At 48.4% G+C, this 25,314-nt stretch carries 23 protein-coding genes and 1 pseudogene; 8 read left to right on the top strand and 16 right to left on the bottom strand.

The features are described 5' to 3' along the window. Window positions 1–54: 54 nt before the first annotated feature. Complete coding sequence (locus tag B5D50_RS06885) at window positions 55–432, bottom strand: helix-turn-helix domain-containing protein (RefSeq protein ID WP_234975822.1); 378 nt, start codon at window positions 430–432, stop codon at window positions 55–57. 49 nt (window positions 433–481) lie between these two features. Next, window positions 482–754, bottom strand: coding sequence for an HVO_A0114 family putative DNA-binding protein (locus B5D50_RS06880; RefSeq protein ID WP_078921846.1), 273 nt, complete (start codon window positions 752–754; stop codon window positions 482–484). On the opposite strand from B5D50_RS06880, the gene B5D50_RS20745 reads away from it, so the two are divergent. The 3 genes from B5D50_RS20745 to B5D50_RS06865 all read left to right on the top strand — a co-directional run bounded on the left by B5D50_RS20745 (window position 732) and on the right by B5D50_RS06865 (window position 4,660). Continuing rightward, window positions 732–923, top strand: coding sequence for a DUF5131 family protein (locus B5D50_RS20745; protein WP_143594279.1), 192 nt, complete (start codon window positions 732–734; stop codon window positions 921–923). The two genes, B5D50_RS06880 and B5D50_RS20745, sit on opposite strands and share 23 nt — an antisense overlap. 225 nt (window positions 924–1,148) lie before the next feature. Beyond that, a complete protein-coding gene (locus B5D50_RS06870; protein WP_078921845.1) occupies window positions 1,149–2,141 on the top strand; it encodes an AAA family ATPase in 993 nt (330 codons plus the stop codon). Beyond that, window positions 2,141–4,660, top strand: coding sequence for a S8 family peptidase (locus B5D50_RS06865; protein ID WP_078921844.1), 2,520 nt, complete (start codon window positions 2,141–2,143; stop codon window positions 4,658–4,660). The genes B5D50_RS06870 and B5D50_RS06865 overlap by 1 nt, the downstream gene beginning before the upstream one ends. 572 nt (window positions 4,661–5,232) lie before the next feature. Here the strand turns inward: B5D50_RS06865 and B5D50_RS06860 are convergent. From B5D50_RS06860 to B5D50_RS06830, 7 genes and pseudogenes are all read right to left on the bottom strand, one after another. After that, entirely contained in the window at window positions 5,233–5,550 is a 318-nt protein-coding gene (locus tag B5D50_RS06860; RefSeq protein WP_078921843.1) for an ATP-binding protein, read from the bottom strand. 63 nt (window positions 5,551–5,613) lie between these two features. Continuing rightward, window positions 5,614–5,928, bottom strand: a pseudogene (locus tag B5D50_RS06855) (IS66 family transposase); the annotation flags it as partial. A gap of 22 nt (window positions 5,929–5,950) precedes the next feature. Further along, window positions 5,951–8,293, bottom strand: coding sequence for a nitric oxide reductase activation protein NorD (locus B5D50_RS06850; RefSeq protein ID WP_078921842.1), 2,343 nt, complete (start codon window positions 8,291–8,293; stop codon window positions 5,951–5,953). Window positions 8,294–8,446: 153 nt separating this feature from the next. Then, window positions 8,447–9,259: a CbbQ/NirQ/NorQ/GpvN family protein gene (locus B5D50_RS06845; RefSeq protein WP_078921841.1), complete on the bottom strand. Its 813-nt coding sequence runs from the start codon at window positions 9,257–9,259 to the stop codon at window positions 8,447–8,449. Between the two features lie 29 nt (window positions 9,260–9,288). After that, window positions 9,289–9,603 (bottom strand): hypothetical protein, encoded by a 315-nt coding sequence (locus B5D50_RS06840; RefSeq protein ID WP_078921840.1) that lies wholly within the window; start codon window positions 9,601–9,603, stop codon window positions 9,289–9,291. A 57-nt stretch (window positions 9,604–9,660) separates the two neighbouring features. Beyond that, window positions 9,661–10,017 (bottom strand): ribulose bisphosphate carboxylase small subunit, encoded by a 357-nt coding sequence (locus tag B5D50_RS06835; RefSeq protein ID WP_078921839.1) that lies wholly within the window; start codon window positions 10,015–10,017, stop codon window positions 9,661–9,663. Between the two features lie 93 nt (window positions 10,018–10,110). Continuing rightward, the gene (locus B5D50_RS06830) at window positions 10,111–11,532 is read right to left on the bottom strand and encodes a form I ribulose bisphosphate carboxylase large subunit (RefSeq protein WP_078921838.1); all 1,422 of its coding nucleotides are present in this window, start codon (window positions 11,530–11,532) and stop codon (window positions 10,111–10,113) included. Window positions 11,533–11,686: 154 nt separating this feature from the next. On the opposite strand from B5D50_RS06830, the gene B5D50_RS06825 reads away from it, so the two are divergent. From B5D50_RS06825 to B5D50_RS06810, 4 genes are all read left to right on the top strand, one after another. Further along, window positions 11,687–12,610, top strand: a complete 924-nt coding sequence (locus tag B5D50_RS06825) for a LysR family transcriptional regulator (RefSeq protein WP_143594278.1) — start codon at window positions 11,687–11,689, stop codon at window positions 12,608–12,610. 121 nt (window positions 12,611–12,731) lie between these two features. Next, window positions 12,732–13,913, top strand: coding sequence for an acetyl-CoA C-acyltransferase family protein (locus tag B5D50_RS06820; RefSeq protein ID WP_078921837.1), 1,182 nt, complete (start codon window positions 12,732–12,734; stop codon window positions 13,911–13,913). 269 nt (window positions 13,914–14,182) lie between these two features. Then, the gene (locus tag B5D50_RS06815; RefSeq protein ID WP_078921836.1) at window positions 14,183–14,680 is read left to right on the top strand and encodes a DUF4124 domain-containing protein; all 498 of its coding nucleotides are present in this window, start codon (window positions 14,183–14,185) and stop codon (window positions 14,678–14,680) included. 101 nt (window positions 14,681–14,781) lie between these two features. Then, the gene (locus tag B5D50_RS06810) at window positions 14,782–16,050 is read left to right on the top strand and encodes a TlpA family protein disulfide reductase (RefSeq protein ID WP_078921835.1); all 1,269 of its coding nucleotides are present in this window, start codon (window positions 14,782–14,784) and stop codon (window positions 16,048–16,050) included. A gap of 49 nt (window positions 16,051–16,099) precedes the next feature. Here B5D50_RS06810 and ppnP read toward each other — a convergent pair whose 3' ends face one another. Next, entirely contained in the window at window positions 16,100–16,411 is a 312-nt protein-coding gene (ppnP, locus tag B5D50_RS06805) for a pyrimidine/purine nucleoside phosphorylase (RefSeq protein ID WP_078921834.1), read from the bottom strand. A 193-nt stretch (window positions 16,412–16,604) separates the two neighbouring features. On the opposite strand from ppnP, the gene B5D50_RS06800 reads away from it, so the two are divergent. Then, window positions 16,605–17,258, top strand: a complete 654-nt coding sequence (locus B5D50_RS06800) for an NUDIX hydrolase (RefSeq protein ID WP_078921833.1) — start codon at window positions 16,605–16,607, stop codon at window positions 17,256–17,258. A 46-nt stretch (window positions 17,259–17,304) separates the two neighbouring features. On the opposite strand, the gene gyrA is transcribed toward B5D50_RS06800, so the two are convergent. From gyrA to eda, 6 genes are all read right to left on the bottom strand, one after another. Further along, on the bottom strand, window positions 17,305–19,908 hold the full coding sequence (gene gyrA, locus B5D50_RS06795; RefSeq protein ID WP_078921832.1) for a DNA gyrase subunit A: 2,604 nt from the start codon (window positions 19,906–19,908) through the stop codon (window positions 17,305–17,307). Window positions 19,909–20,059: 151 nt separating this feature from the next. Beyond that, window positions 20,060–21,235 carry an MFS transporter gene (locus tag B5D50_RS06790; protein ID WP_234975820.1) on the bottom strand — a complete coding sequence of 392 codons (1,176 nt, stop codon included), beginning with the start codon at window positions 21,233–21,235 and terminating at the stop codon, window positions 20,060–20,062. Between the two features lie 2 nt (window positions 21,236–21,237). Further along, window positions 21,238–22,563: a glucose-1-phosphate adenylyltransferase gene (gene glgC, locus B5D50_RS06785; protein ID WP_078921830.1), complete on the bottom strand. Its 1,326-nt coding sequence runs from the start codon at window positions 22,561–22,563 to the stop codon at window positions 21,238–21,240. A gap of 61 nt (window positions 22,564–22,624) precedes the next feature. Further along, the gene (gene pyk / locus B5D50_RS06780) at window positions 22,625–24,076 is read right to left on the bottom strand and encodes a pyruvate kinase (RefSeq protein ID WP_078921829.1); all 1,452 of its coding nucleotides are present in this window, start codon (window positions 24,074–24,076) and stop codon (window positions 22,625–22,627) included. A 43-nt stretch (window positions 24,077–24,119) separates the two neighbouring features. Then, window positions 24,120–24,587, bottom strand: coding sequence for a methylglyoxal synthase (locus B5D50_RS06775; RefSeq protein WP_078921828.1), 468 nt, complete (start codon window positions 24,585–24,587; stop codon window positions 24,120–24,122). 101 nt (window positions 24,588–24,688) lie between these two features. Further along, window positions 24,689–25,312 (bottom strand): bifunctional 4-hydroxy-2-oxoglutarate aldolase/2-dehydro-3-deoxy-phosphogluconate aldolase, encoded by a 624-nt coding sequence (gene eda / locus B5D50_RS06770; RefSeq protein ID WP_078921827.1) that lies wholly within the window; start codon window positions 25,310–25,312, stop codon window positions 24,689–24,691. Window positions 25,313–25,314 lie beyond the last annotated feature (2 nt).

Raw genomic sequence — 25,314 nt, 5'->3', positions numbered from 1 at the left:
GTGCGGATACTCTCCGGTTGAAGCAAGACCCAAGTGGCCCGTTGCGGCAGCGAGTTAAATCAACACTTGTACTGGGACGCTGAAACGTTCGCTCAACGCTCGAACTTGCCGTACATTCAAATCACGTTTGCCACTGAGTAATTCGGAAATAACGCCTTGACTGGCGACTTCGCTTAAATCGGCTTGCCCGACATTATGGCTTTCCATCAAGAAGCGCAGTGCATCAATACCCGTGGCAGGAATTGGCGGCAAATGAGCCTCTTCGTATTGGGAAACCAATTCACCCATGCGATCCGCCAGTGCAGCGAGGGGATGGGTTTCATCCGCCCCGCCTGCATCCAACACAGTATCTAAGGCCTCAACCAGTGCGTTGTAGTCATCTTCGGTTTGGGGCAACAGCAACAGCGGTGCAACATAGCACCAGTGTTCCATTGCAGTTTTAACGGCGATTGCACCCAGGAGCTTAGTCCTTCCACGACACTCAGGCAGCAGCTTGCAGCATAAAATCAACGTGAATGCCGCTATAGGGGAATAAAACAACATCGTCTGATTTTTTCAACAAGCCAGCATTGAGCAAGGCGTGAATGTCGCCGTGTACGGCTTTCATATCACGGTTCACTCGCCGAGCCACTTCACGGATAGATAGAACGCCGCATCCGGTCATAGCTTTGAGGATTTCCCAAAGTTTGATCGTTAGGGTTTGCCATAACAGTTCAGGAGTTTCAAAACTGATGCGGAGTAGATCAGAAATCATGGCACACCTGCTGCAAGCTATGGGAACACCAAGGTATGAGAATGGATTCCAGTTATCCCTGATGCCAGGGCGATTGAGTCAGCCACTGGAGCGCAAGCGGGCAACCATGTACTTCGTGAACAGCATCAGCGACCTGTTCCATGAAGAGGTACCTTCGGGGATTTGGTGAAGGTATTGCATGAGGATTAGGTGTATATTTGAATAAGATGAGACAGTCCTTCGAGGGCTGGATAACCTCCCCGTCCAGATGGTTTTCAGATGCCCTCAGTACAGTAAACTCCGCCATGAGTCAATTTGGCCTTAGCAAATTAAGCTGAAACGTGCCAAAATAACAGAGTGAATATCATTAACGCTTTATTTAATATTTGTTTAATAAACATTAACTTAGAGAATCATGGCTAGCTCAGAGCAACTAAAGGCACTTGTGTACTCGCATCTGGAAAAGGATGACGACAGGTTTTTGTCTGTCGCATTACAGGTTGCTGCGCACGAAGCCAGAAATGGGCATGGACTGCTGGCTCAGGAACTAAGGAATATCGTTGAAAAGGCCAAGAAAAATGCCAATAAAAACAGCCCTATATTCATTTCCAGAGGTGTTCAGGATTCTGCTGGTCTCTTGTCCACTTCCCACCCTAAACACCGCCTTACAGACCTGATTGCAAAAGAAGAAATTAAGCTCAAGCTGGCAAGGTTGATTCATGAGCAACGCTTCATGACCAAGCTAAAAAATCATGGTCTATCACCAAGACGTAAGATTATGCTGGTTGGCCCACCGGGAACAGGCAAGACATTTACAGCCTCCATTCTTGCTGGTGAGCTTGACTACCCATTGTTCCAGGTGCGACTTGATGCTTTAATAACCAAGTTCATGGGTGAGTCGGCAGCCAAGTTGCGGCAAGTTTTTGATGCGATAAATGACGTGCGAGGTGTCTACTTCTTCGACGAGTTTGATGCACTAGGTTCACAAAGAAGCATAAGCAATGATGTTGGTGAAGCACGCCGGATATTGAACAGCTTTCTGCAAATGATTGAGCAAGATCACTCCAATAGCCTGATTGTTTGTGCAACTAATCATATGGAGATCCTTGATCACGCACTGTTCCGGCGGTTTGATGACGTGATTCGGTATGAGCTACCCGGAGAGGAAGAGATCATCACTCTGTTCAAAAACCGCTTGCAGCCATTTGTAGCCAAGAATTTTGCGTGGAAAAAACTCCCTGCTATCACGCTGGGATTAAGTAGTGCAGAAATAACCAGAGCAGCAGATGAGGCGGTGAAAGATTTGCTGATCCATGACCATGAGAAAGTGACCATGCCGATGTTGGAAACAGCCATCATGGATCGTCGGGAAATGCGCAACAGCTTGCTGGAAGAAAAAGGAATCTAATGGCGGACAACCAAGACCTTAAGCCACACATCTTTATCGGAAAAAACGGCAAACCTGAGAAATATACCCACCCCGGTTCTGGTGGAGGAAAATCCCCGCAAATACCCGCTCTTGACCGCTCCTCACATGCTGCAAACCTGAAAAACCAACTCAATCAAGTCGCCCAAAGACAAACGCAATTAGCCCAACAAGCTTCATTATTCGCAGTGGAGTCCCCCATTGGCTTACAAGTAACATTCGAGAGTTTTCCGGGCATTGACATGGCTTTTGAAAGCCTTGCAGATGCGAGGCAAAAAATTGAGCTTCTGAACGTCCGTCACATTGGCACTCAAATTCAGGCAACGATCCTTGTCCCGCCGGGAAAATTAGCTGTCATTGAGAAAAAACTGGAATCTTACCTAAGCTACAAAACTAACAAGAATGGGCAGCCGTGTGACAACCGCAAGTTGATTGATGCCATTCAATCTATCAGGGAAGCAGCATTGGAAGAACTCTGGTCTGATGAGCCAGATTTGTACCCGAAAGATGCTGAAACCGTGATCTGGTGGGAAGTATGGCTACCAGTGCTGGGTGACAGACCAGCCGTCATTCATGACTTCAAAACCATTGCACAACACGCAGGCATCCAAATTTCGGAAAATCCTCTTAAAGACTCTCTTAAGTTCCCTGAACGTTCCATCCTGTTGATCAAGGCAAACCGGGCGCAACTCTCATCCTCAGCTTTGTTATTATCCAACATCTCTGAACTGCGCAAGGCCAAAGAAACGGCTGAGTTTTTTGACTCCTTGGAGCCTCTGAGCCAGAGGGAATGGGCAGACGACCTTATTAGCCGTACCGTGCCACCTGCCGTAAACTCACCATACATTTGTATTCTGGATACCGGAACCAATAACGGACATCCCTTGCTGCAACCTTTTCTCGACGATAACGATCAACACACGGTCAACCCTGAATGGACTCCTACGGACGATAACGGTCACGGCACGGGTATGGCTGGGCTTGCCCTGTGGGGTGATTTGGCCGAACCGCTGGCAAGCAATGAGCAGCGAAGGGTGAATCACCGCATTGAGTCGGTCAAGCTGCTACGCCATTCTGGTGACAATGAGGGCAAGCACCTTGGCAACATCACATCTGATGGCATCGCGCTGCCTGAAATCGCTCAATATGACCGTACTCGAATTTATACGATGGCCTTATCCGCCAAAGATTCCAGAGATAGAGGCAAACCATCAGCATGGTCGGCAACGGTAGACAATCTGGCCTGTGATTACCTTGGTGAAAATCTAAACCCACGACTGATTGTTCTCTGCGCTGGAAACACGGGCGACGACCTTGTGCGTTTGAAGGAGTATCCACAACACAATGAACTACAAGATATTCACGATCCGGGGCAGGCTTGGAATGCACTAACTGTTGGTGCTTATACCCGTAAAAATACCATTACTGAAGAAGATGCAAGGCATTACCGCCCTTTGGCTCCGCAAGGTGGCTTGAGTCCCTATAGCACAACCTCCATCACATGGACTACATCCATGCCCATCAAGCCTGAAGTGGTTTTTGAAGGGGGAAATGTTGGCGTTGATGATTATAGTTGTGCTGGCTTGCATAGCCTGAAATTGTTGACTACGCACCATCAACCGAATGAGCGGTATTTTTCTACCTTTGAAGCGACCAGTGCCGCAACCGCATTGGCTGCCAAATTTGCAGCCGAGATTTATGCCCAATACCCTGTGTTTTGGCCTGAGACTGTGCGGGCATTGATGGTTCATTCTGCTGACTGGACAGATGCCATGAGAACCCAGTTTGGGGATAGCAGAAAGACCAATAAACAAAATGCTAAACGTTTGGTGCGCTGCGTCGGTTATGGCGTGCCCAATATGGGTAAAGCACTCTGGAGTATGCAAAATTCATTGGCGATGATCGTTGAAGATGAACTCCAGCCATTCGAGAAGAGGAAAGGCAAAGACTCCTCCACACGGGATATGCATTTGCATGATTTGCCTTGGCCGAAGGAGCAACTTCAGGCATTGGGCGAGGTGGAAGTCACCATGACCGTCACTCTGTCCTATTTCATCGAGTCCAATCCCTCAAGCCGTAATGTTTCCAGCAAGTACCGCTATCCCAGTCATCAGCTCCGCTTTGAAGTGAAACGCCCTACTGAATCCATCAAAGACTTCAAAAACCGCCTCAGCCGCGCAGTCCACGACGAGGAGGAGGGAACCAGCAAAGCACCGAGTGATCCGAACTGGTTATTCGGAGATTTCAGACACAAGGGTTCCGTACACAAAGATATTTGGTCAGGTACAGCCGCCGAACTTGCTGACCGTGGGCATATCGCTGTTTACCCTGCGATGGGCTGGTGGCGAACCAGAACCCAGCTTGAGCGGTATGACAAAAAAGCCAGATACTCGCTGATTGTATCTATCGAGGCTCCTTCCGTTGGGATTGATCTGTACACAGGGGTACTTACTGCGATTGAAGCCTCAAATCCAATAGGCATAACAGTATCGAGCAACTAACCTGCTCATCCCATTCCATTGTTTGCCTGCCAACACATCCGCCAACTGCAACTGCGTGGTTTGTGTCGTTTTGAGCTGTGCTGCCTCGCTTGTATAGGCTCGTGTATCGCCGTGGCGTGCATGCCGTATCGGTCATCTATGGTCTTTTGTAGCCAACTAGGTGTTAGCAAGTCCAAGCTACATGGTTTGTCCATGTCGAACCAGTGACAACCTTATCAATATCAATGCGGCACGTTAAAAATTCCGACCCGCGACTTTTCAAGATAAGGTTCCTCTCATCCAGTTGCCATCAGGCAGCCTCACCAGACTCCAGAAAACTGCTTCTACCCAGCCACCATCGCCACCACCCCCGCTGAATTGTTCGGGTTGGTGACTATGTGTTCTGCCACGGTGGATCGGCTTGACCGTCCCGTTGGAACTTTACAGCAATCACTTCCTTAGGCCGAGTAAAGCGTAACGTTTCCTCACTAATCCGCATTCAGACGCCGGGCGGTTTCCCAATAACGTGAATGGATCGTCAATAGCACGGTCGCACCCACATTCGTCAAAAACGCTTCAGGAAACTCTGTAGGCTATTGAGAGGCACACCACAGCCCTAAGCCGAATTTACGTGCTTCTTTGGCAATGACATTAATAATGTCATCTGGCTCTTTTGAGAAATATTTGTGACCCTCGTCCAGAAAAACTACATGCCGTAACTCAGTGCCGGAGGCAGTAGTGCCTAAGCGCTTACACTGATCGAAAATTGCCTGTAGGCGCAATTTGACAAACATCACTTGCTGTTCATTACTGAGTGACTTGATTTGGTGAACTCTGACTTTACTGTCAGTGAAGGGAGGTGGATTGGCTCTAAAAATACCAGCCGCGTTCAACAGATCCAAACGCTGCATCGCAGATGTTAAAACCTCAACACTGTCGTATTTCAGTATGTCATCTATTCGCGGGGTAGATCAGATGACACCAAAGGCCTCCGCTCCCCCCATTGCCCGGAAGCCTCCAGCCACCTTGAGTTTGACTTTCATAGGGCGTACTGCCCGCTCAGCCAAGTTGTTGTCAAAAGGCACGTCAAACCGCTGGAGGAACAGCAACACCGAATCCTTGAAGTCCTTCAACCGACACAATAGGTTTCTGGCAGGATGCTGCTTCGCTTTTCCTTGTTTGGGGCGGGTTTTGGGCAATTCAGGAAAGACCAGCAAACCGTGGTTTACCCATTGGTCATAACGCTGTCCCAGTTCTGCTATTTGATCAGGCGGCAGATGGGTGTGTTGCAGTCCCCTTATCTCATCAGTCCTACTTAGTCAAACTCGCAAACAACACCGGCAATTGCTCAGGCAACCGATCCACATGGTCAATCACCGTGTAATTATTCTGCCCAAAAATCCGTTTCACATAATCATCCGCGTGTGGGTCGAGCGTCAAACAATACGTCTGCACGCCCGTGGCATACAGCTCTTCCACCGCCTTTTTCGCATCAAAGCGCAAATGCTGCGGGTCGCGTTCGTCAATATCCGCCGGTTCGCCATCCGTCACCAGCAATACCAGCTTGCGGCGTTCCGGTTGCTTGTGTAAATGGTATGCCGCATGGCGCAATGCAGCCCCCATGCGGGTGGAAAGCCCGCCCTTCATTCCCGCCAAGCGCGCTTTGGCTTCATCATCAAAATGCTGGTTGAAATCCTTCAGGCGGAAATACTGCACATCATGCCGCCCATCCGAGGCAAAGCCGTGAATCGCATACGGGTCGCCGATGCCTTCAATCGCCGTCGCCACCAACGTGGAGGCTTCACGGGTCAATTGCAGTACGGTTTTGTCTGAACCCTTCAGAGCTTCATTGGTGGATTCCGACAAATCCAGCAATACCACCACCGCCAGATCACGGTTTTTGATGACATTGCGCATCGTAATACGCGGGTTGGGCTGTTGGCCTATGCGGATGGCAATCATCGCATCCACTGCCGCATTGATGTCGATTTCGTCGCCGTCTTCCAGTCCGCGCTGGCGTTGCACGCCTTCGGGCGTTAGCAAGTCGATGATTTGCTTGATGCGGTGCGCCACCGGGCGGTAAGCGTCGATAATGGCTCGAATATCATCAGGATCACCGCGTTGCTGGCGGCGTTCGTACACCGTCACCCAGTCCGGGCGATGCAACTGGATGTGGTAATCCCATTCGTGGTAGTGGAACGGTTCGGAAACCGGCTCTTTGCCCCACATCTGGTTGAAACTTTGGGTATTTTCCAGATCGTCCTCGTAAGGGTACATCTCGGTGGCACACGTCCAGATTTCCTGCGCGTCATCGCCTGCCAGTTCGCAGTCAACCTCGTTCGCCATTTCCATCACGCTCACCTGACGACGTACCTGACGCTGGCTGGCGGGGACGTATTCAAACCCGACATCCCACGTCATTTCCTCCATCGTCCAGACATAACGGTTGTCATCGCGGAACGGGATGCGGATGCGCTCCAGAATCCGCAAGCTCGGCACTTCACGCCGCCCCGCAAACAGGTTGTAAAGCTCGACACCCATCAACCACGAGAACTGTCCATCGTCCTGTTTTTCCGCAATATTGGCGTGGAATTTCGCCACGAACGCGCTGATTGCTTCATCACCCTTACCTTTCACCTGCTCATCCAGCAACATCAGGGCGATGTTTTCCAGCAAACGCATGGTCGGGTGTTCCACCGCGCCGTCATAGTGTGAGGTCAGCAAGCGGCTCCACAAGGTTTTCAAGCCGGGAAAAGCTTGCGTCGCCTTGTATTCGACCCGCGCATCTTCCATGAAACCGATGAAAAACAGTTGCGCAGGGCTAAGCTGTTCCGCCGACAATGCCTTGCGGGTATACATTAAATGCGCCGCCATGTGCGCGGCAGTAGCGCGGTACAATTCCAGCCCCGGAATATCGCCCAAATCATCCACCGCATCCGGCAGATGGAAAATGCGGTGTTCGATGTAGGGGCGAAAATCGGTGTAATCCGCACCCGTCGGACGCAGGAAGAAATCGCGTCCCCACAATGCCCGCAGGTAAAAATTCAGTTTGCGCTGGGTTTTCACGAATAACACCCCACGGCGTTCTTTCTGCAACGTAGCGCGGCTATCTGCCGATTCCAGATCAAAATATTGGGTGAGGTTATTGAAGTCACGGCGGTAGGCTTGTGCCCCAAAACTCGCCCAACGCCGCAAGCCGCTTAAAGTCAGCTTGGAGAGCAATTCATCCATGTGATTGAGCATCGGGCGCAAGCCGCGTGCCGCCGTCGAGGAAAACTGGTGGATGAAGGTCAGGTAGCCACGCACCAGTTCGGCATCCCCCAGATGGCGTGACGCAGTGGGCAGGCTGGACAGCATCAGGGTAATGACTTCGCCGGACACCATCGACGACAGTTTCATCGCGGAGGTGACCACATCGGGGATAATGTCTTCGCCGCATTCTTTGGCAACCAGCGGCATTTCCTGCAAATAGGTGATGAGCAGGTCTTCACCGCGACCAAGTTTCTGGATCGCTTTTGCACCGTCCAGATAATCCAGCAATCCGACTGGCGACATCACCCGCGTGGCTTCTTGGTACGAACCATCGAGGACATCACGCACCCGTGGCGTTATTTTTTCGAGAAATTCCCGATACTCTTCAAGATGGATTGCCATAGTTGCTTACCTGTTGATACTGGCACTCCGAACCTTTCCCCCCATCCCCAGCCCTTCCCCCGCAAGGGGTGAAGGGAGCAAGACGGAAGAGGGATGTGCCTCTTGTTCCTTCCCTCCTTGCGGGGGAAGGTTAGGATGGGGTCTTCTTCTCTCTCACCCAAAGAACGTCTGCACCGCCGCATTCAGCGTGTCCCGCATATCCGGGTCATCGGTTAGGGGTGTCACCATCGTCATGGTGCAAGCGGCGTGTGGCGCAATACCTTTGCCGATCAATTGCCCGGCGTACACCAGCAAACGGGTGGAAATGCCTTCATCCAGCCCATGACCTTTCAAGTTACGCGCCCGATGCGCAATCTGTACCAATTTGGCGGCGGTTTTTTCATCCACGCCGGATTCTTTGGCAACGATGGCGACTTCAATCGCTTCACGCGGGTAATCAAAATCCAGCGCACCGAAACGCTGCTTGGTGGACTGCTTCAAATCCTTCATCAAGCTCTGGTAGCCGGGGTTGTAAGAAATCACCAATTGGAAATCAGGGTGCGCTTCGATCAGCTCGCCTTTTTTATCCAGCGGTAAACTACGGCGGTGGTCGGTCAGCGGGTGAATCACGACGGTGGTATCTTGCCGCGCTTCCACGACCTCATCCAAATAGCAAATCGCGCCGATGCGTGCTGCCGTTGCCAGCGGGCCGTCTTGCCATTTCGTGCCGTCCTTGTCGAGCAAGAAACGCCCTACCAAGTCAGAAGCGGTCATGTCTTCGTTACATGCTACGGTAATCAGTGGACGTTTCAGCCGCCATGCCATGTGTTCGACGAAACGTGATTTACCGCAACCGGTCGGGCCTTTGAGCATCATCGGCATCCGGGCGCTGTAGGCAGCTTCGTAAAGCGCAATTTCGTCACCGACGGCTTGGTAATAGGGTTCTTGTTTTACGATGTACTGGTTTGGGTCAACGGCTGCAGACATGGCTAATCCTCTTAAATTCGCTGAAGCTTTTAATCTTCGTCATCAGTTTCGTGTTCGCCCGACCAACCTGCAGCGCGTGCTTTGGCAATCGCGGCATCGTGAATCTGTTGATGGCGTGCTGCCAACTCAGGAGGCAGGCGGCTAACCAAACAACCATATTTGTCCCACTCGGCATTGACCTTTTGTAGCAAAGCATCAATCCCGGCTAGGTTCCAATTGGCACAGGTTTCTGTTTCAGGGATCAGATCAAATACCCACGCATCGCGGATGATTTTGCCAATCGTGGTCATGCCACCATTGATGTCGTGGTCAATACCAACGTAGCGATCGGGTTTTGTGGACATAAACTGAACTCCTGTTGTGGGGGAGTAGGGGCGAAAAATTTTTCGCCCCTACGATAGTTAAACCGTCTTACCGCGATAGATAACCATCGAAGCACCCGCACATTGTGCATAATTATCCAGGCCCAGCAAGCGAACATGGTTGTTCGGGTGGGCAGCATGGCAATTTTCGAGTTCTGCCAAAATAGCATCAACGTTGGTTTCGCCGAACATCGGCAGTTTCCACATATACCAATAGCTGCCGGAAGCATTTTCTGGCTCAGTGTGCTCGATGGACGGATTCCAACCCTTATTCACGATGTACTGAATTTGTTGGCGGGTCTGCTCAGCCGTCATCGCGGGCAAATAAGAGAAAGTTTCAAACTTGCGGCTACCTGCATCGCTCAAGCTTGATTGGTAGTCTTGCATATCACTCATGTGATGTACTCCTGAAATTCAGCTTTAGATCCCTCCCTTGCTCCCTTCACCCCTTGTGAGGGAAGGGTTGGGGATGGGGGTAGTAAACAACAATTACTTGTGCGCAACGTCAAGCTTGTCAACAGTGTCAAACTCGAATTTGATCTCTTTCCAAGTCTCCATAGCAATCTTCAGTTCAGGGCTAGACTTGGCGGCATTGACCAGAATGTCTTTACCTTCTTTCTCGATTTCGCGTCCCATATTACGCGCTTCGACACAAGCCTCAACCGCGACACGGTTAGCCGCAGCACCGGCTGCATTCCCCCAAGGATGACCTAAAGTGCCACCACCGAATTGCAGGACGGAATCATCACCAAAGATATTAACCAGTGCAGGCATGTGCCAGACGTGGATACCACCGGAAGCGACCGGCAATACGCCCGGCATCGAACCCCAGTCTTGATCGAAGAAGATACCACGTGAACGGTCTTCCTTGATGTATTTATCACGCATAATGTCAATCCAGCCCAAGGTGGCTTCACGGTCACCTTCCAGCTTGCCCACGACTGTACCGGAGTGCAGATGGTCGCCACCAGACAGCCGCAAAATCTTGGTCAGAACGCGGAAGTGGATGCCGTGGTGCGGGTTGCGATCGAGTACCGCGTGCATGGCACGGTGGATGTGCAGCAACATACCGTTGTTTTGGCACCATTGCGCCAATTGAGTGTTCGCCGCCCAACCGCCAGTGATGTAGTCGTGCATAATGATCGGCGCACCGATTTCTTTCGCATATTCTGCACGGCGCATCATTTCGTCAGCAGTCGGTGCAGTTACGTTCAGGTAGTGACCTTTACGCTCGCCAGTTTCGGCTTCGGCTTTGTGGATCGCTTCCATGACGAAGTCGAAACGATGTCTCCAGCGCATGAAGGGCTGTGAGTTAACGTTTTCGTCATCTTTAGTGAAGTCCAGACCGCCGCGCAGACCTTCGTAGCAGGCCCGACCGTAGTTCTTAGCAGACAGTCCCAGCTTCGGCTTAATAGTACAACCCAACAGCGGACGACCGTATTTGTTGAGGATGTCACGTTCCACCTGAATACCCTGTGGCGGGCCATTACAGGTCATCACATAAGCAATCGGGAAGCGGATGTCTTCTAAGCGCAGTGCACGTAAAGCTTTAAAACCGAAGACATTACCAACCAAAGAAGTCATGACATTGACCACTGAGCCTTCTTCAAACAGGTCAATCGGGTAAGCCACGAATGCGTAGAAGCAGGTGTCATCGCCCGGTACATCTTCGATCGCATAAGCACGACCTTTGTAATAATCCAAGTCGGTGAGTAGGTCAGTCCAGACCGTCGTCCAAGTACCCGTGGATGACTCTGCAGCCACTGCAGCAGCCACTTCTTCACGCGGTACACCGGGCTGAGGTGTCACCTTGAAGCAAGCGAGGATGTCGGTATCTTTCGGAGTGTAATCCGGCATCCAGTAGGTTTCGCGGTATTCTTTAACACCTGCACTGTAGTTTTTAACGGCCATGAAGTAATGCCTCCAACGAGCTTAATGAAAAATTTGCTTAAACAACTATCAAACTGTGTTGATAGCCTAGTATGGCAAACAGAAGCTATAATTAAAACTCAATAATGAAATATGCAAACATAAGCAATACTTATATTTTGAAAGGAAATAGCCTGTGCCTTATTCACTCAGCCAAATCCGTATTTTTGAAGCAGTAGCACAATACGAGAGCTACACCCGTGCGGCGGAAAAGCTATTTATGACTCAGCCAGCTGTTTCCATGCAAATCAAGCAATTAGAAGATGAAAGTGGCTTGGTTTTATTCGAGCGCCAAGGGAAAAAAATGTGTCTCACCCCGATTGGGAAAGAGGTGCAAAACTATGCCAGCCGCGTACTACAAGCCCACAATGATATGTTAGGGGTCATGAAAGAACTCAAAGGCACGAAAGGGGGACATTTAATTATTTCGGTTGTCACCACGGCTAATTACTTCGTCACCCAACTACTCGCCGAATTTTCACGGCAACACGAAGATATTAATATTACCTTGGATGTGAGCAATCGGAATACGCTGTTGAATCAATTAGAAAACCATGAACCGGATATGGTCATTATGGGTGAGCCTCCCAAAGGACACGGCTTACAATCTGAGCGTTTAATGGAAAACCCTTTAGTCGTGATTGCAGCTGCAACGCATCCACTGGCTTCACTCAAGCGAGCCTTGTGCTTAAGCGAGATAGTGGCTGAGCGTTTTATTGTACGCGAAAAAGGTTCAGGGACGCGCAGTACGATTGAACGCCATTTACATAAATACCAGGCGAGCTACAAAAATACCCTCGAAATGCGCAGCAATGAAACCATCAAACATGCAGTCGGGGCAGGATTAGGCTTAGGAGTAGTTTCCATGCATACCATTCAGCCTGAATTAGACAGTGGCTGCTTGGTGATTTTGGAGGTAGAAAACTTCCCGATTCGGCGGCATTGGTATGTAGTGATGCGTAAAGGTAAACGCTTATCACCGATTGCCCGCGAATTTAAGTCGTTTGTGATGGCAGAAGCACCGCGCTTTGTACGCTCCAATTATACGGCTTTAAGCTAACCGCAAGGCCGATAGATAATGGTGAGGCGCTATGCTTAGTTGCTGCAATGCGCAAGTTTTTCGGCTATGCTGTGCAAGCGTTGAGGAAGGGTCCAGAATAACCCATGCAAGGAGAAGTGTAATGAGTCGTGATGTTGTTGTATTAAGTGCGGTACGTTCTGCTATTGGTGCTTTCGGCGGAAGTTTAAGCAGCATAGAACCTGCTGAATTAGCGGGTCAAGTCATGAAAGAAGCAGTCCAACGTTCTAGTGTTGATCCTGCACAAATCAATTATGTAACAGTAGGTAATACCATCCCTACTGAATCTCGTTTCCCTTATGTGGCACGGGTTGCATCCATTCAAGCAGGTTTATCAATGGAATCTGTTGCAATGGCAGTGAACCGTCTATGTAGCTCTGGCTTACAAGCGATTGTCACGACTGCACAAGGCATTATGCTCGGTGACTATGACTATGGGATTGGTGGTGGCGTTGAGGTTATGTCACGCGCTGGCTATCTCTCAACGGCGATGCGTAATGGTGCACGCATGGGCGATACACAAATGGTCGACATGATGGTTGCCACCTTGACTGACCCTTTTGGTGTCGGCCATATGGGTATCACTGCTGAGAATTTAGCCGCCAAATGGGGTATTACTCGTGAAGAGCAAGATGCCTTAGCCGCTGAATCACAACGCCGTGCCGCCAATGCGATTAAAGAAGGTCGTTTTAAATCACAAATTCTGCCAATTACGCTGAAAACTCGTAAAGGTGAAGTAATTTTTGACACTGATGAGCATGTTAAAGCCGATACAACCGTTGAAACTTTGGCGAAAATGCGCCCAGCCTTTAAGAAAGACGGCACAGTAACTGCTGGTAATGCCTCTGGTATTAATGATGGCGCTGCTTTCTTTGTCTTAGCGGCAGCGGATGTGGCGGCGAATGCAGGCCAAAAACCCATCGCACGCTTAGTCTCTTATGCCGTCGCGGGTGTCCCGAACGATGTTATGGGTGAAGGTCCGATCCCTGCCTCTAAGCAAGCGCTGAAAAAAGCGGGCTTGTCTTTAGATCAAATGGATGTGATTGAATCTAATGAGGCTTTCGCAGCTCAAGCTATTGCAGTCTCACGCGGTCTAGGCTTAGACATGAACAAAACCAATCCAAACGGTGGGGCTATTGCTTTAGGTCATCCTATCGGTTGCTCAGGGGCTTTCATTGCCACCAAAGCACTGTATGAATTACAACGCATTAATGGCAAATATGCCTTAGTCACTATGTGTATTGGTGGCGGTCAAGGTATTGCTGCTGTCTTTGAGCGCATGTAAGACTTGCTTAAGTGTACTCGGTGGAGCAGATTTCGCCACCGAGTAACGCAATCCTAAGTACCCTACCCTAAGACTTTGCCAAACCGCCTTCTTGCCTAACTAAAACCACTCTATATAAATCCGACGATCAGCCTATCTGTTTGAGTTGATTTCATGTGATAATTAGCTCATACAATAGTTTTATGAATTTAAAATTCAATAAATTTAAAATAAAAACCGCATAAAAACCCAGCAATCACTAAAAACAATTACGCAGAGGCCGCTCTATTATGAAAAAAACAGTCATCCAACTCTGTGCACTATCCGCTCTTTTATCTTGCATGATAACTGGCGTAGAGGCCGAAATTTACAAGTGGACAGATGCCTCGGGGGCAGTGCATTACACTCAAACCCCACCCCCTGATTTATCCAAAGCGAAGGAGATTGCACAAGATATTGGCTTATCCAGTGGAAAAGCCAAACACGCCGAAAAAACCAATACCAGTGGCAAGGCTGAAGACGATCAAGACCCCGATAAAAAGGAATTGGATCAGGCTAAAGATGAAGGCAGCAAGAATGAAGATAAACATCGCCAGTTTTGTGAGCAGCAAAAAGCGTCTTTAAAACAGCTCTTGGCTAATCCCGTGATTCGCTGGCGCTCCACCGATAATGCAGAAAAAATTCTCACGGCAAAAGAACGGGCGGATAAAATTGCTGAAATGGAAAAAAGCCTTAAAGACCTCTGCAATCCGCAAGTACTCCCCGATAAAGTGAATAAAGCTCAATAAGGGTTAATTATGCCCTGTCTTCGTCAGGGATAATGTACAATCTTGCTAGGTAGCCTAGAGTAGGCTGCCTACAGGGCTTAATTAACTGCATAGAATTTCAAATGATCCGAACAAAGTATTGGTTAGCGCTGGCTGTACTCGTGATAAGCAGCTTGATGAATCCTTGCCTGTCTGCTGAAGAACCTGACGAAACGGTCACTGTACCTTTATCAGGTCAACTGGAAACCTCGATTCACCGTTTTGGTCAAGCCTCACAACGTATTTTGTGGTTTTCCACTCCAGCAACCCAAGCCGCCGACTTTAATTTAGCTAAACAATTAGCCGCCTATGATTTAGAAATATGGCTAACCTCCCTAGAAGCGATACCTAAAAAACCCGCCACTCACCAAACTCCGCAGCGCTTAAGTCCAACTGCATTGGCCGAATTGATCCAAGCCTCGTTACCGAGTCAAGCTAAGCATCCATTGTTTATTTTTAGTATTGGCGACAGTGCCAAAGCGACCCTCGAAGGACTGAATACCTGGCAAGAAACTCACGGTCACGCCCCAGCACTCACCGGACAGCTCACCGGCTTAGTACTGGCCTATCCCCATCTGCAACTGAATCCGTCTAAGCCTAAATCGACCAAACGAATTGAGGCAACCTATCCATTCAAACTGCCGATCTATGTCTTTCAAACGACTGAAAAATCTAAATTAAAAGGGATGGAAGCTTTAGTCACTGCTTTAGAACAAGGTGGTAATACGGTTTATTCGGAACTGCTGAATGATACCACTGAAGGCTTTTTGCAAGGTCAAGCCCATTCAGAAGAAGAGCTGCTCCAGCTTAGTGTCTTTCCAGCCCAATTAGCGCAAGCGGTGGCTACTTTGGCTAAACCTTCGCTTAAGCCACAGCCACAAATAACTAACGGAAATGAATCCCCTCTACAAGCACATCCGACTCAATCCTTAGCGCCCGAGTTGCGTTTGCCTGACTTAGCAGGAAAAATACAAGATTTAAAAGACTACCGTGGCAAAGTGGTGCTCTTAAATTTCTGGGCGACTTGGTGTCCCCCTTGCATCAAAGAGATTCCCTCACTGAACAATTTGCAGAGCCAATTTTCAAAAGATGAATTTGTCGTCCTCAGTGTTGATGTCGGTGAGGAACTAAAAGAAATTAAAACTTTCTTAGAACATGTGCCTGCAGACTATCCCGTACTTGTGGATACTACCAGCAGCTTAATCGAGCCTTGGCAACTGCAAGCCTTTCCGAGTACCTATCTGCTTGATCGTCAAGGGCGATTACGCTATCAATATTTTGGTGGTTTAGAATGGGATGAACCCCAGCTAATAAAATTTATCGAGCAGAATTTAGGGATCATGGCAAAATAATTGCATCCTTTACAAAAAACTTACATGAAAGGATGCAAAACTATTAAAACTAGCCGTAGTGGCAGAGGTAATGGGTGGGTTCTAACACCTCAATATCAAATGAAGTATTAGCACCGACCGAAAACGATTGTCCGCCGCGATAGTCTTGCCATACTTCAGTACCCGCTAAACGGACACGACAATGCCCTTGCTGGATCTCCATTATTTCGGGTGCAGCGGTACCAAAAGTAAGCTCAGCTGGCAGAATAACACCGATACTCTTGCGGCTACCGTCGGCCGTGAAAAAGGTAAAGCTGACACATTTACCATCAAAATACACATTGCCAGTGGTTTGAAGACGAACATTTTCGATTTGGCTCATCAAGTCGATCCTTAACAGATTACAATAGGAAGTAGCACCCATCGGGTGGGTATCTATAAAATAGGTCATAAAAAAAGCGTAGGCAGTGTAACAGTAGCATCAGCGGCTTGGAATCTTTCTAGCAGCACCTACACTTTCAAGTCACCCAGTTTGAGAACAATTAGAACTTGCTTAAAAAACACTAGGATTTAGCATGCATGCTTTGGATAAATTAACCGCACAAGATATTAGTAAACGCTTACAACCCGTTAACTCTCCGTTTAACGCTCAGCGTAGTTTTGATGTACCCAGTGATTTAATCGGCGATCAGTTCCGTGATGCAGCCGTACTCGTCCCCTTTGTGCGTCTACGGGATGAATGGCATTTACTTTATATTCGCCGTGCCTGTTCAGAACGTGATCGACACAGTGGTCAGGTGGCATTTGCAGGTGGTAAGCGAGATCCACAAGATGTCGATTTATATCGCACTGCTTTGCGGGAAGCCCATGAAGAAATCGGTATTGATCCACAAGATGTGGCTATTTTAGGGCATTTGCCCCCTCATCACAGCATCAGTCACTTCAAAATTACACCGATTGTGGGGCAAGTACCTTGGCCTTATTCTTTACAATTACAGCCTAGCGAAGTGGATCGTGCTTTTACCATACCCTTAACTTGGTTGGCTGAACCCCGTAATCACGAGTTACGTTTACGTGAATTGAATGGTACGAAAGTACCTGTCGTTTATTTTAAGGAATACGATGGAGAGTTACTCTGGGGGGCGACTGCACGCATGACGTTAAATCTTTTGTATCGACTTGGCGTGGATTTTAAGGAACTAGAGCCACCGATGGCCAGAGCCGCCTAACTCGGCTAGACGTCTGGCTCAGCAGACGTCTAGTGGGTGAGTTAGCTTATTCGCTGCTGATGTCGTTGGTATTGCTGGTGTCCTCAGCAATGCCAGCTTCAGCTTCGTCTAGCTCCACTTCTTCATCGCCAGTGCTCAAAATAGGGGCAATTTGTACCAATTTCTCCCCTTCATTCAGACGAATCAAGGTCACACCTTGGGTATTACGCCCCACGACCGAAACCTGAGCCACCGGTGTACGGACTAAAGTACCCCCATTGGTAATCAACATAATTTGATTCGTTTCAGTAACTTGAACCGCACCAATCGCTTGCCCATTGCGCTCAGAAGTTTGGATAGCGATCACGCCCATACCGCCCCGCCCTTGGGCTAAGAACTCATCCACACGAGTGCGTTTACCATAGCCATTTTCAGTCGCGGTCAGAATTTCACCTTCACCCAAAATTAAAAGCGCATTGACCTGCTGATTCTCGTCTAAACGAATACCACGCACGCCCGCTGCCCCCCGTCCCATCGCCCGGACATCGCTTTCATGGAAACGGATGGCTTTACCGGCTGAAGTAAATAGCATCACTTCATTTTCGCCATTAGTGAGTGCGACATCGACTAAGTAATCATCGCGCAAATCGACCGCAATAATCCCCGCATTACGTGGCCGCGAGAATTCTTTTAATGGTGTTTTCTTTACCGTACCATTCGAAGTGACCATAAAAATAAACTTGCCTTCTTCGTATTCACGAATCGGCAGAATCGCATTAATCCGCTCACCTTCTTCAAGGGGTAAGAGATTGACCATCGGTCGGCCTCGTGAGTTACGACTCGCGAGTGGCAATTGATAAACCTTCAGCCAATACATGCGCCCACGACTGGAGAAGCAAAGAATCGTGTCATGCGTACTAGCGACAAACAGTTTCTCCAGAAAATCTTCTTGTTTCATCGTCGTTGCTGTCTTACCCCGACCCCCACGACGTTGAGCGCGGTAAGTGTCTAAGGGTTGGGCTTTGGCATAACCTTCATGCGATAGTGTGACTACGACCTCTTCATCCGCAATCAAATCTTCTAGGCTTAAATCTTCGCCAATTACATTAATTTCAGTGCGTCGCTTATCACTATAAGTCTCACGCAACTCTAGCAACTCATCACGAATCACCTGCATGAGGCGCTCTGGATTGCTTAAAATATCCAGCAAATCTGCAATACGCTCTAGAAGCTCACGGTATTCCTCCAGGATTTTGTCTTTTTCTAAGCCCGTTAAACGATGCAGACGTAGATCGAGAATGGCTTGGGCTTGTTCTTCAGAAAGCCAATAGTGACCTTCACGTAAGCCAAGTGCGGCAGACAAATCATCCGGGCGCGACATTTCCGCCCCTGAGCGCATTAACATCTCAGAGACAATCCCCGGACTCCAACCGCGTGCCATTAAACCTTCTTTTGCTTCAGCAGGGCTAGCGGCTTGCTTAATTAAATCAATAATCTCATCAATATTGGACAGTGCGACCGCCAAACCCTCTAAAAGATGTGCACGCTCACGGGCTTTACGTAGATTGAAAATAGTGCGGCGCGTCACAACCTCACGGCGATGTCGCAAAAAGGCTTCCAGAATCTGTTTTAAATTAAGCAGCTTAGGTTGAGCATCAACTAAAGCCACCATATTAATGCCAAACACGGTTTGCATTTGGGTTTGCTTATACAGATTATTGAGCAGCACTTCGGCGGATTCGCCACGCTTGACCTCAACCACCATCCGCATACCGTCTTTATCCGACTCATCGCGCAGCTCTGAAATGCCTTCAATCTTCTTGTCTTTAACTAATTCGGCAATTTTTTCTAACAGACGGGCTTTATTGACTTGATAAGGCAGCTCATGAACAACAATGGTTTCACGTCCAGTTTTTTCATTCGTTTCGACCTCTGCCCGCGCCCGGACATAAATCCGCCCACGTCCGGTGTGATAAGCCTCACGAATCCCGCGTGAACCATTAATAATACCTGCAGTAGGAAAGTCGGGTCCTGGCACATACTCCATCAGATCATCAATTTCTAACTCAGGATTCGTAATCAATGCTAAGCAAGCATTCACCACTTCATGCAGATTATGCGGGGGAATATTAGTCGCCATCCCGACGGCAATGCCGGATGAGCCATTCACTAATAAATTCGGAACACGAGTAGGAAACACCGCTGGCTCGTGCTCAGCACCATCATAGTTTGGAACGAAATTAACCGTTTCTTTATCAATATCGGCTAACAGTTCGTGCGCAATTTTCGACATACGCACTTCGGTATAACGCATCGCTGCCGGTGCATCACCATCGACTGAACCAAAGTTACCTTGGCCATCCGCCAACATATAACGCAACGAAAAGGGCTGAGCCATCCGCACCACTGCATCATAAACCGCCGTATCACCGTGAGGGTGATATTTACCGATCACATCACCAACGACCCGTGCTGACTTTTTATAGGGTTTATTCCAATCATTACCTAGCTCACTCATCGCAAATAAAACACGACGATGCACAGGTTTTAAGCCATCACGTACATCCGGCAAAGCACGCCCAACGATAACGCTCATGGCATAGTCCAGATAGGACTGACGCATTTCATCTTCCAGATTAACTGGAATAATTTCCTTGGCAAAATCAGCCATACTTATTGTTCGACCGTTAAAGATAGAGGCGGCTATTATAGCAGATAAGATGCAGAAAAAGGCAAAATGCGGCTTGGAAACGGGCAGTCGTACTTAGGATTTATACGCTCGCATGCTCGTAACTAGACAGCACAACGCCTGAATTTATGTACTAATCCAAAGCAGGATGTTGAATTTTAAAACTCATCAAAACCACCCCGAGACTAGCCACCCCTAAAGCTAATAAAGCCAAACGTAAACCGATCACCTCAGCTAGATTACCAATCAAAGCCGGACCTAATAAGAAACCCATATAACCTAAAATGGTAATCACCGAAATGACCTGCCCTGCTTGTTTCGGAGCAATATCACCCGCTAACGAAAAGACTATTGGTACGACAGCCGCTAGGGCTAAACCGGCAATTAAAAATCCAATCAGAATTAAGGGTGGATACAAAGTGCTAATTGAAAGAATAATACCAAAGGCAGCCATGATGCCTGACACTCGCAGCACCCAACGTCGCCGCCAATGCAAGAGAATCCAGCCTGAACCTAAACGCCCGATCATCATCGCAAAATGAAATACCGCAGGCCCTGCCGCCCCCACCATGGTGGGTAAATCCAGTGATAAGCGCAGATATACCGCTGACCATAACTCTAGTGTGCCTTCAGAAAAGAAGGTTAAACCTGTAATCGCAGCCAGTAATAATAAGACGGGAGTTCTAAATAAAACGCTACGATGGGTGCTAGGCGAGATACCACTAGCACTGGTTGGCTGGGATTGGTGATGACTAATCATTGGATCTAAGCGAGCAGTTAAGGCATAAACGACCGCCAGCAGGCTTAAGATACCTGCCACTAGCAAATAGATAGTACGAAACTCTATGCCCTTAAATAGCAAAAATCCAGTTGTTAACGCAGCCACTGCGGCCATGCCACTATAGCCAGCATGAAAGAAGCTCATCCGAGTGTCGCCGGTATTTTGCTCATAATTGACGGCAGCTGCGTTTATGCCCACATCCAAAGCACCGGACGCAGCCATTAAACCAATAATCGACACCACTAACCAAAGATAGCTATTCGCCCAATAAAAAGAGGCATAGGCCAAAGCAGAGAGAGAAATACTGATGAGCATTAAACGCCGAGCACCCCAGCGATCTGCGAGACGCCCAGTCAATAACATCGCCGGAAAAGAACCAACTACGCCTAAGGTAAGCGTTAAGCCCAGTTGCCCTGAGCTTAACCCAAAAGCACTTTGCAGATCCGCCATCATGACTTGCCAAGAACCAAAAATGGCGCCTAAGGCAAAAAAGCCACTCAAGACTAACCAAAAAGCTGCTCTTTGCAAATTTAGGTATCCATCCGCCAAATATGCTCTTTATCACGGCTACTTAAGGATTGACCCAACATTTCCAGAGTCACCAATACAATACCTTCTTCGGTCACATAGAAACGTTTTTTATCTTCCTCCAAATTCTCACCAATCACTGTGTTATCGGGAATCACACAGCCCTTATCAACGATGACCTTGGTCAAGCGACAATTTTGGCCAATGCTGACTTTGGGTAGGATAATACTGTCTTTAACCAGCGAGTTATTACCAATCGTGACGGCAAAGAAGGTCACCGAACGCTTCATGCGTGCACCGGATAAAATACAACCTGCCGATACCAAAGAATCAATCGCCTCACCACGACGGCCATCTTCATCAAACACAAACTTAGCAGGTGGATATTGAGGTTGATAGGTCCAAATCGGCCATAAACGATCATATAAATTCAATTCTGGCTCGACTGCACACAGCTCCATATTGGCTTTCCAATAAGAATAAACCGTACCTACATCACGCCAATAAGCAGGTTCACCCGTCGCCGCATTACGGAAAGCATAAGCTTGGGCTTTCGCACTGTGAATATGATTAGGAATAATATCCTTACCAAAATCATGCGAAGAATCATCACTGAGCGCATCTTCACTCAGGGTTCTAAATAAAAATTCGCGCGAAAATACATAAATGCCCATCGAAGCCAGCGCAATCCCCGGTTTACCCGGCATATGCTCGGGTTGTTTGGGTTTTTCAGTGAACTTGGTGATGTGCATGTCTTCATCTACGGACATCACACCAAAGCCAGTAGCCTCTTCCACAGGTACTTCAATACAACCTACCGTGAAATCAGCCCCTGAGAGTACATGCTGTACCAGCATGTCGGAGTAATCCATTTTATAAATATGGTCACCCCCCAACACAATGACATATTCAGGATCATGGCGATGCAAAATATCAAGGTTTTGATAAAGCGCATCGGCTGTCCCTTGATACCATTCTTTTTTAGCGGTGCGTTGCTGAGCAGGTAGAATTTCTACGAACTCGCCGATTTCAGCGCGCATAAAATTCCATGCACGTTGCATATGTCGAATCAAAGAATCTGATTTATATTGGGTCAATACACCAATCCGGCGAATCCCCGAATTGACACAATTGGATAAAGCAAAATCAATAATACGGTATTTGCCGCCAAACGGAACCGCTGGCTTAGCACGGCGATGAGTCAGATTCTTTAAGCGTGAACCCTCCCCACCGGCTAAAACTAAAGCCAGTGTATTACGGCTTAATTCCCGTGCTAAATTCGGGCGCGAAAAGTCCATACGGACTGGATTATTCTCTTTCTCACTCATGCTATGCTCCTCTGGGTGTAAAACCTCACAACCGCCTCCATTCAAGCACAATTAAGGCTTATTATAGATTGGGTTTATCATACTCTTTTGTTACTTCTACTAACCGAATGACATTGGTTGAACCGGGTTGGCCAAACGGTACCCCCGCTGTCACGACCATGCGATCTCCTAACAACGCAAAGCCTTTACGCTGAACCATCCGTGCCGCCTTGCCTACCATATCTGAGAGTGAAACCACATCACGGGTTTGCACGGCATACACGCCCCATACCAAGGTAAGTTTACGTGCCACGTGATGCGAAGGGGTCAAACCTAGAATAGGTACTAAACCACGCGCCCGAGCTGCGCGCAAAGTCGTTGACCCTGTACTACTGAAAGTCACAATCGCCACACAACGACGTGCACTGGCGATATCCGAGGCAGCACGGGCAATCGCATCCGCATCCGTTGGTTCACCTTCTAAGGGATAAACTTTTAAAGCATGATTGCTGCGCACATCACGCTCAGTCTCAGTAATAATACGCGCCATCACTTCGACGGCTTCGACTGGATACTGCCCTGCTGCGGTTTCAGCCGATAACATGACCGCATCCGCACCATCATAAATCGCCGTGGCCACATCAGAGGCTTCAGCCCGAGTCGGCACAGGCGAGTTAATCATCGACTCCAACATTTGGGTTGCGACAATCACGGGTCGCCCTAAAGAGCGGGCGGTTTCTACAATCCGTTTCTGAATCGCTGGCACTCGCTCAGGTGGCAACTCCACACCTAAATCACCCCGTGCAACCATCACAGCATCGGCTAATTCAATAATCCGGTATAACTGATCTAAAGCAGAAGGTTTTTCTAACTTAGCTAACACCCCTGCCCGCCCATTGACTAGAGCACGTGCCTCAATAATATCTTCCGGGCGCTGCACGAACGACAAAGCCACCCAATCGACCCCCAACTCTAAGCCATATTCTAGATCAGCCCGATCTTTTTCAGTCAAGGCACTGATCGGTAATTGCTTATCAGGAACATTTACCCCTTTCCGATCAGAAATCACACCACCCACTACCACGGTGGTCACTGCGACCAGCGGAGAAATCTGCGTAACCTTTAACCGGATTTTACCATCATCCACCAAAAGTTCGTGACCGACCTCGAGAACATCAAAAATTTCTTTATGCGGGAGGCTCACACCTTCTTGATCGCCGAGGCGTTTTTCTAAGTATAGATTAAAACTATCGCCTTTCTTCAGGGTAATTCTGCCTTCAGCAAAAGTACCAATCCGCAACTTCGGACCTTGTAGATCCATTAGAATCCCAATGGGACGATCAAACTCAGCCTCCATCGAGCGAATTAAATTAAAACGTTCACGTTGATCTTCATGGGTGCCATGACTGAAGTTTAAGCGGAATACATTCACTCCGGCTTCGACTAAAGTACGCAAGACTTGCTCATCATTCGAGGCAGGACCTAAGGTCGCTACAATCTTGGTGCGCCTGTCAAGTTTAAAAGGACTATTCATTTCTTTACTTATTCCATAATCTATTATTTGAATCACTGAAGCTTCAGCTTGACTCTAAGGTGGTATTCAACCGCTGCAGATAAGCTTCATAGCGCTCCTCCAGCGAGAGAATTTCAGGCGCTAATTCAGGTTTTGAAAAATACGGGCTAGCAACCAAATAATCTGCGGTGCTTTGATTACAAGCCAAAGGAATTTCATACAAGGTCGCTAAGCGTACCAAGGCTTTCACATCAACATCATGGGGTTGTGGTGTCATCGGATCTTGCAAGAAAATGACACAAGCAATCCGCCCCTCTGCAATCAAAGCCCCGACTTGCTGATCACCCCCTAAGGGGCCACTTTTAAGCGGATGAATCTCCAACTCAGGATAAGCATGCTTTAATAAACGCCCTGTCGTACCCGTGGCATAAATCAAGCGCCCTTGTAAATGAGCTAAATTTCTGCCCACCCATGCCGCAAGATCAGGTTTTGTTCGATCATGCGCAATCATCGCAATCGCTGATTTCGGCATAACTAGGTATCTCCATAGTCTAGCCCTCTAGGTGGGCTTAGTTTATTAATCAACAGCAAAAGCACCAAGCTAAAAACGCAAAAATACAAGCCAGCAATCCGTTAGACTTTTAAAGCCTGTGCTGCTTGCGCCAAAGCCTGAATCGCTGACCAATTACCGGCTTGTACTAAATGATCGGGCGTCACCCAAGACCCCCCTACACACATTACATTGGGCAGAGCTAGATAATTCGCGGCGGTCTGCTCCGTGATTCCACCGGTGGGGCAGAATCTCACCTTTGGTAAAGGACCATACAAAGATTTGAGCATGGCAACACCACCCGCCGCTTCGGCTGGGAAAAACTTTAAGGTATCTACACCCAATTCCAACAAGCTCATGACCTCAGAAGCGGTTGCAGCCCCCGGCAATAAAGGTAAACCCTCATCAGCCGCCGCTTTCACTAAATCAGCGGTCGCCCCCGGTGATACCGCAAATTGTGCCCCTGCCGCTTTGGCGGCTTTCACATCCGCTAGGGTCAAGACTGTTCCTGCACCGACTTGACTACCGGGTACTTCACTCATTAAGCGAATCACCTCAAGCGCAGCAGGTGTGCGTAAAGTCACCTCTAAAACTGTTAAACCACCCGCCACTAAAGCTTCAGCTAAAGGCTGAGCCTGCTGAGATTCTTTCACCACTAACACCGGAATCACGGCTACTTGCTGACACAGTTCTCGTAATGCAAACATTT

Origin of the sequence: Thiothrix eikelboomii (assembly GCF_900167255.1) — a bacterium.
Taxonomy (GTDB): domain Bacteria; phylum Pseudomonadota; class Gammaproteobacteria; order Thiotrichales; family Thiotrichaceae; genus Thiolinea; species Thiolinea eikelboomii.
This window is presented reverse-complemented; position numbering and strand designations above follow the sequence as displayed.

Excerpts from the sequence above, each read along its gene's own strand:
- B5D50_RS06885 (WP_234975822.1), bottom strand. The coding sequence starts at position 432 with ATGGAACACTGGTGCTATGTTGCACCGCTGTTGCTGTTGCCCCAAACC.
- B5D50_RS20745 (WP_143594279.1), top strand. The coding sequence starts at position 732 with ATGCGGAGTAGATCAGAAATCATGGCACACCTGCTGCAAGCTATGGGA.
- B5D50_RS06880 (WP_078921846.1), bottom strand. The coding sequence starts at position 754 with ATGATTTCTGATCTACTCCGCATCAGTTTTGAAACTCCTGAACTGTTA.
- B5D50_RS06870 (WP_078921845.1), top strand. The coding sequence starts at position 1,149 with ATGGCTAGCTCAGAGCAACTAAAGGCACTTGTGTACTCGCATCTGGAA.
- B5D50_RS06865 (WP_078921844.1), top strand. The coding sequence starts at position 2,141 with ATGGCGGACAACCAAGACCTTAAGCCACACATCTTTATCGGAAAAAAC.
- B5D50_RS06860 (WP_078921843.1), bottom strand. The coding sequence starts at position 5,550 with ATGCAGCGTTTGGATCTGTTGAACGCGGCTGGTATTTTTAGAGCCAAT.
- B5D50_RS06850 (WP_078921842.1), bottom strand. The coding sequence starts at position 8,293 with ATGGCAATCCATCTTGAAGAGTATCGGGAATTTCTCGAAAAAATAACG.
- B5D50_RS06845 (WP_078921841.1), bottom strand. The coding sequence starts at position 9,259 with ATGTCTGCAGCCGTTGACCCAAACCAGTACATCGTAAAACAAGAACCC.
- B5D50_RS06840 (WP_078921840.1), bottom strand. The coding sequence starts at position 9,603 with ATGTCCACAAAACCCGATCGCTACGTTGGTATTGACCACGACATCAAT.
- B5D50_RS06835 (WP_078921839.1), bottom strand. The coding sequence starts at position 10,017 with ATGAGTGATATGCAAGACTACCAATCAAGCTTGAGCGATGCAGGTAGC.
- B5D50_RS06830 (WP_078921838.1), bottom strand. The coding sequence starts at position 11,532 with ATGGCCGTTAAAAACTACAGTGCAGGTGTTAAAGAATACCGCGAAACC.
- B5D50_RS06820 (WP_078921837.1), top strand. The coding sequence starts at position 12,732 with ATGAGTCGTGATGTTGTTGTATTAAGTGCGGTACGTTCTGCTATTGGT.
- B5D50_RS06815 (WP_078921836.1), top strand. The coding sequence starts at position 14,183 with ATGAAAAAAACAGTCATCCAACTCTGTGCACTATCCGCTCTTTTATCT.
- B5D50_RS06810 (WP_078921835.1), top strand. The coding sequence starts at position 14,782 with ATGATCCGAACAAAGTATTGGTTAGCGCTGGCTGTACTCGTGATAAGC.
- ppnP (WP_078921834.1), bottom strand. The coding sequence starts at position 16,411 with ATGAGCCAAATCGAAAATGTTCGTCTTCAAACCACTGGCAATGTGTAT.
- B5D50_RS06800 (WP_078921833.1), top strand. The coding sequence starts at position 16,605 with ATGCATGCTTTGGATAAATTAACCGCACAAGATATTAGTAAACGCTTA.
- gyrA (WP_078921832.1), bottom strand. The coding sequence starts at position 19,908 with ATGGCTGATTTTGCCAAGGAAATTATTCCAGTTAATCTGGAAGATGAA.
- glgC (WP_078921830.1), bottom strand. The coding sequence starts at position 22,563 with ATGAGTGAGAAAGAGAATAATCCAGTCCGTATGGACTTTTCGCGCCCG.
- pyk (WP_078921829.1), bottom strand. The coding sequence starts at position 24,076 with ATGAATAGTCCTTTTAAACTTGACAGGCGCACCAAGATTGTAGCGACC.
- B5D50_RS06775 (WP_078921828.1), bottom strand. The coding sequence starts at position 24,587 with ATGCCGAAATCAGCGATTGCGATGATTGCGCATGATCGAACAAAACCT.
- eda (WP_078921827.1), bottom strand. The coding sequence starts at position 25,312 with ATGTTTGCATTACGAGAACTGTGTCAGCAAGTAGCCGTGATTCCGGTG.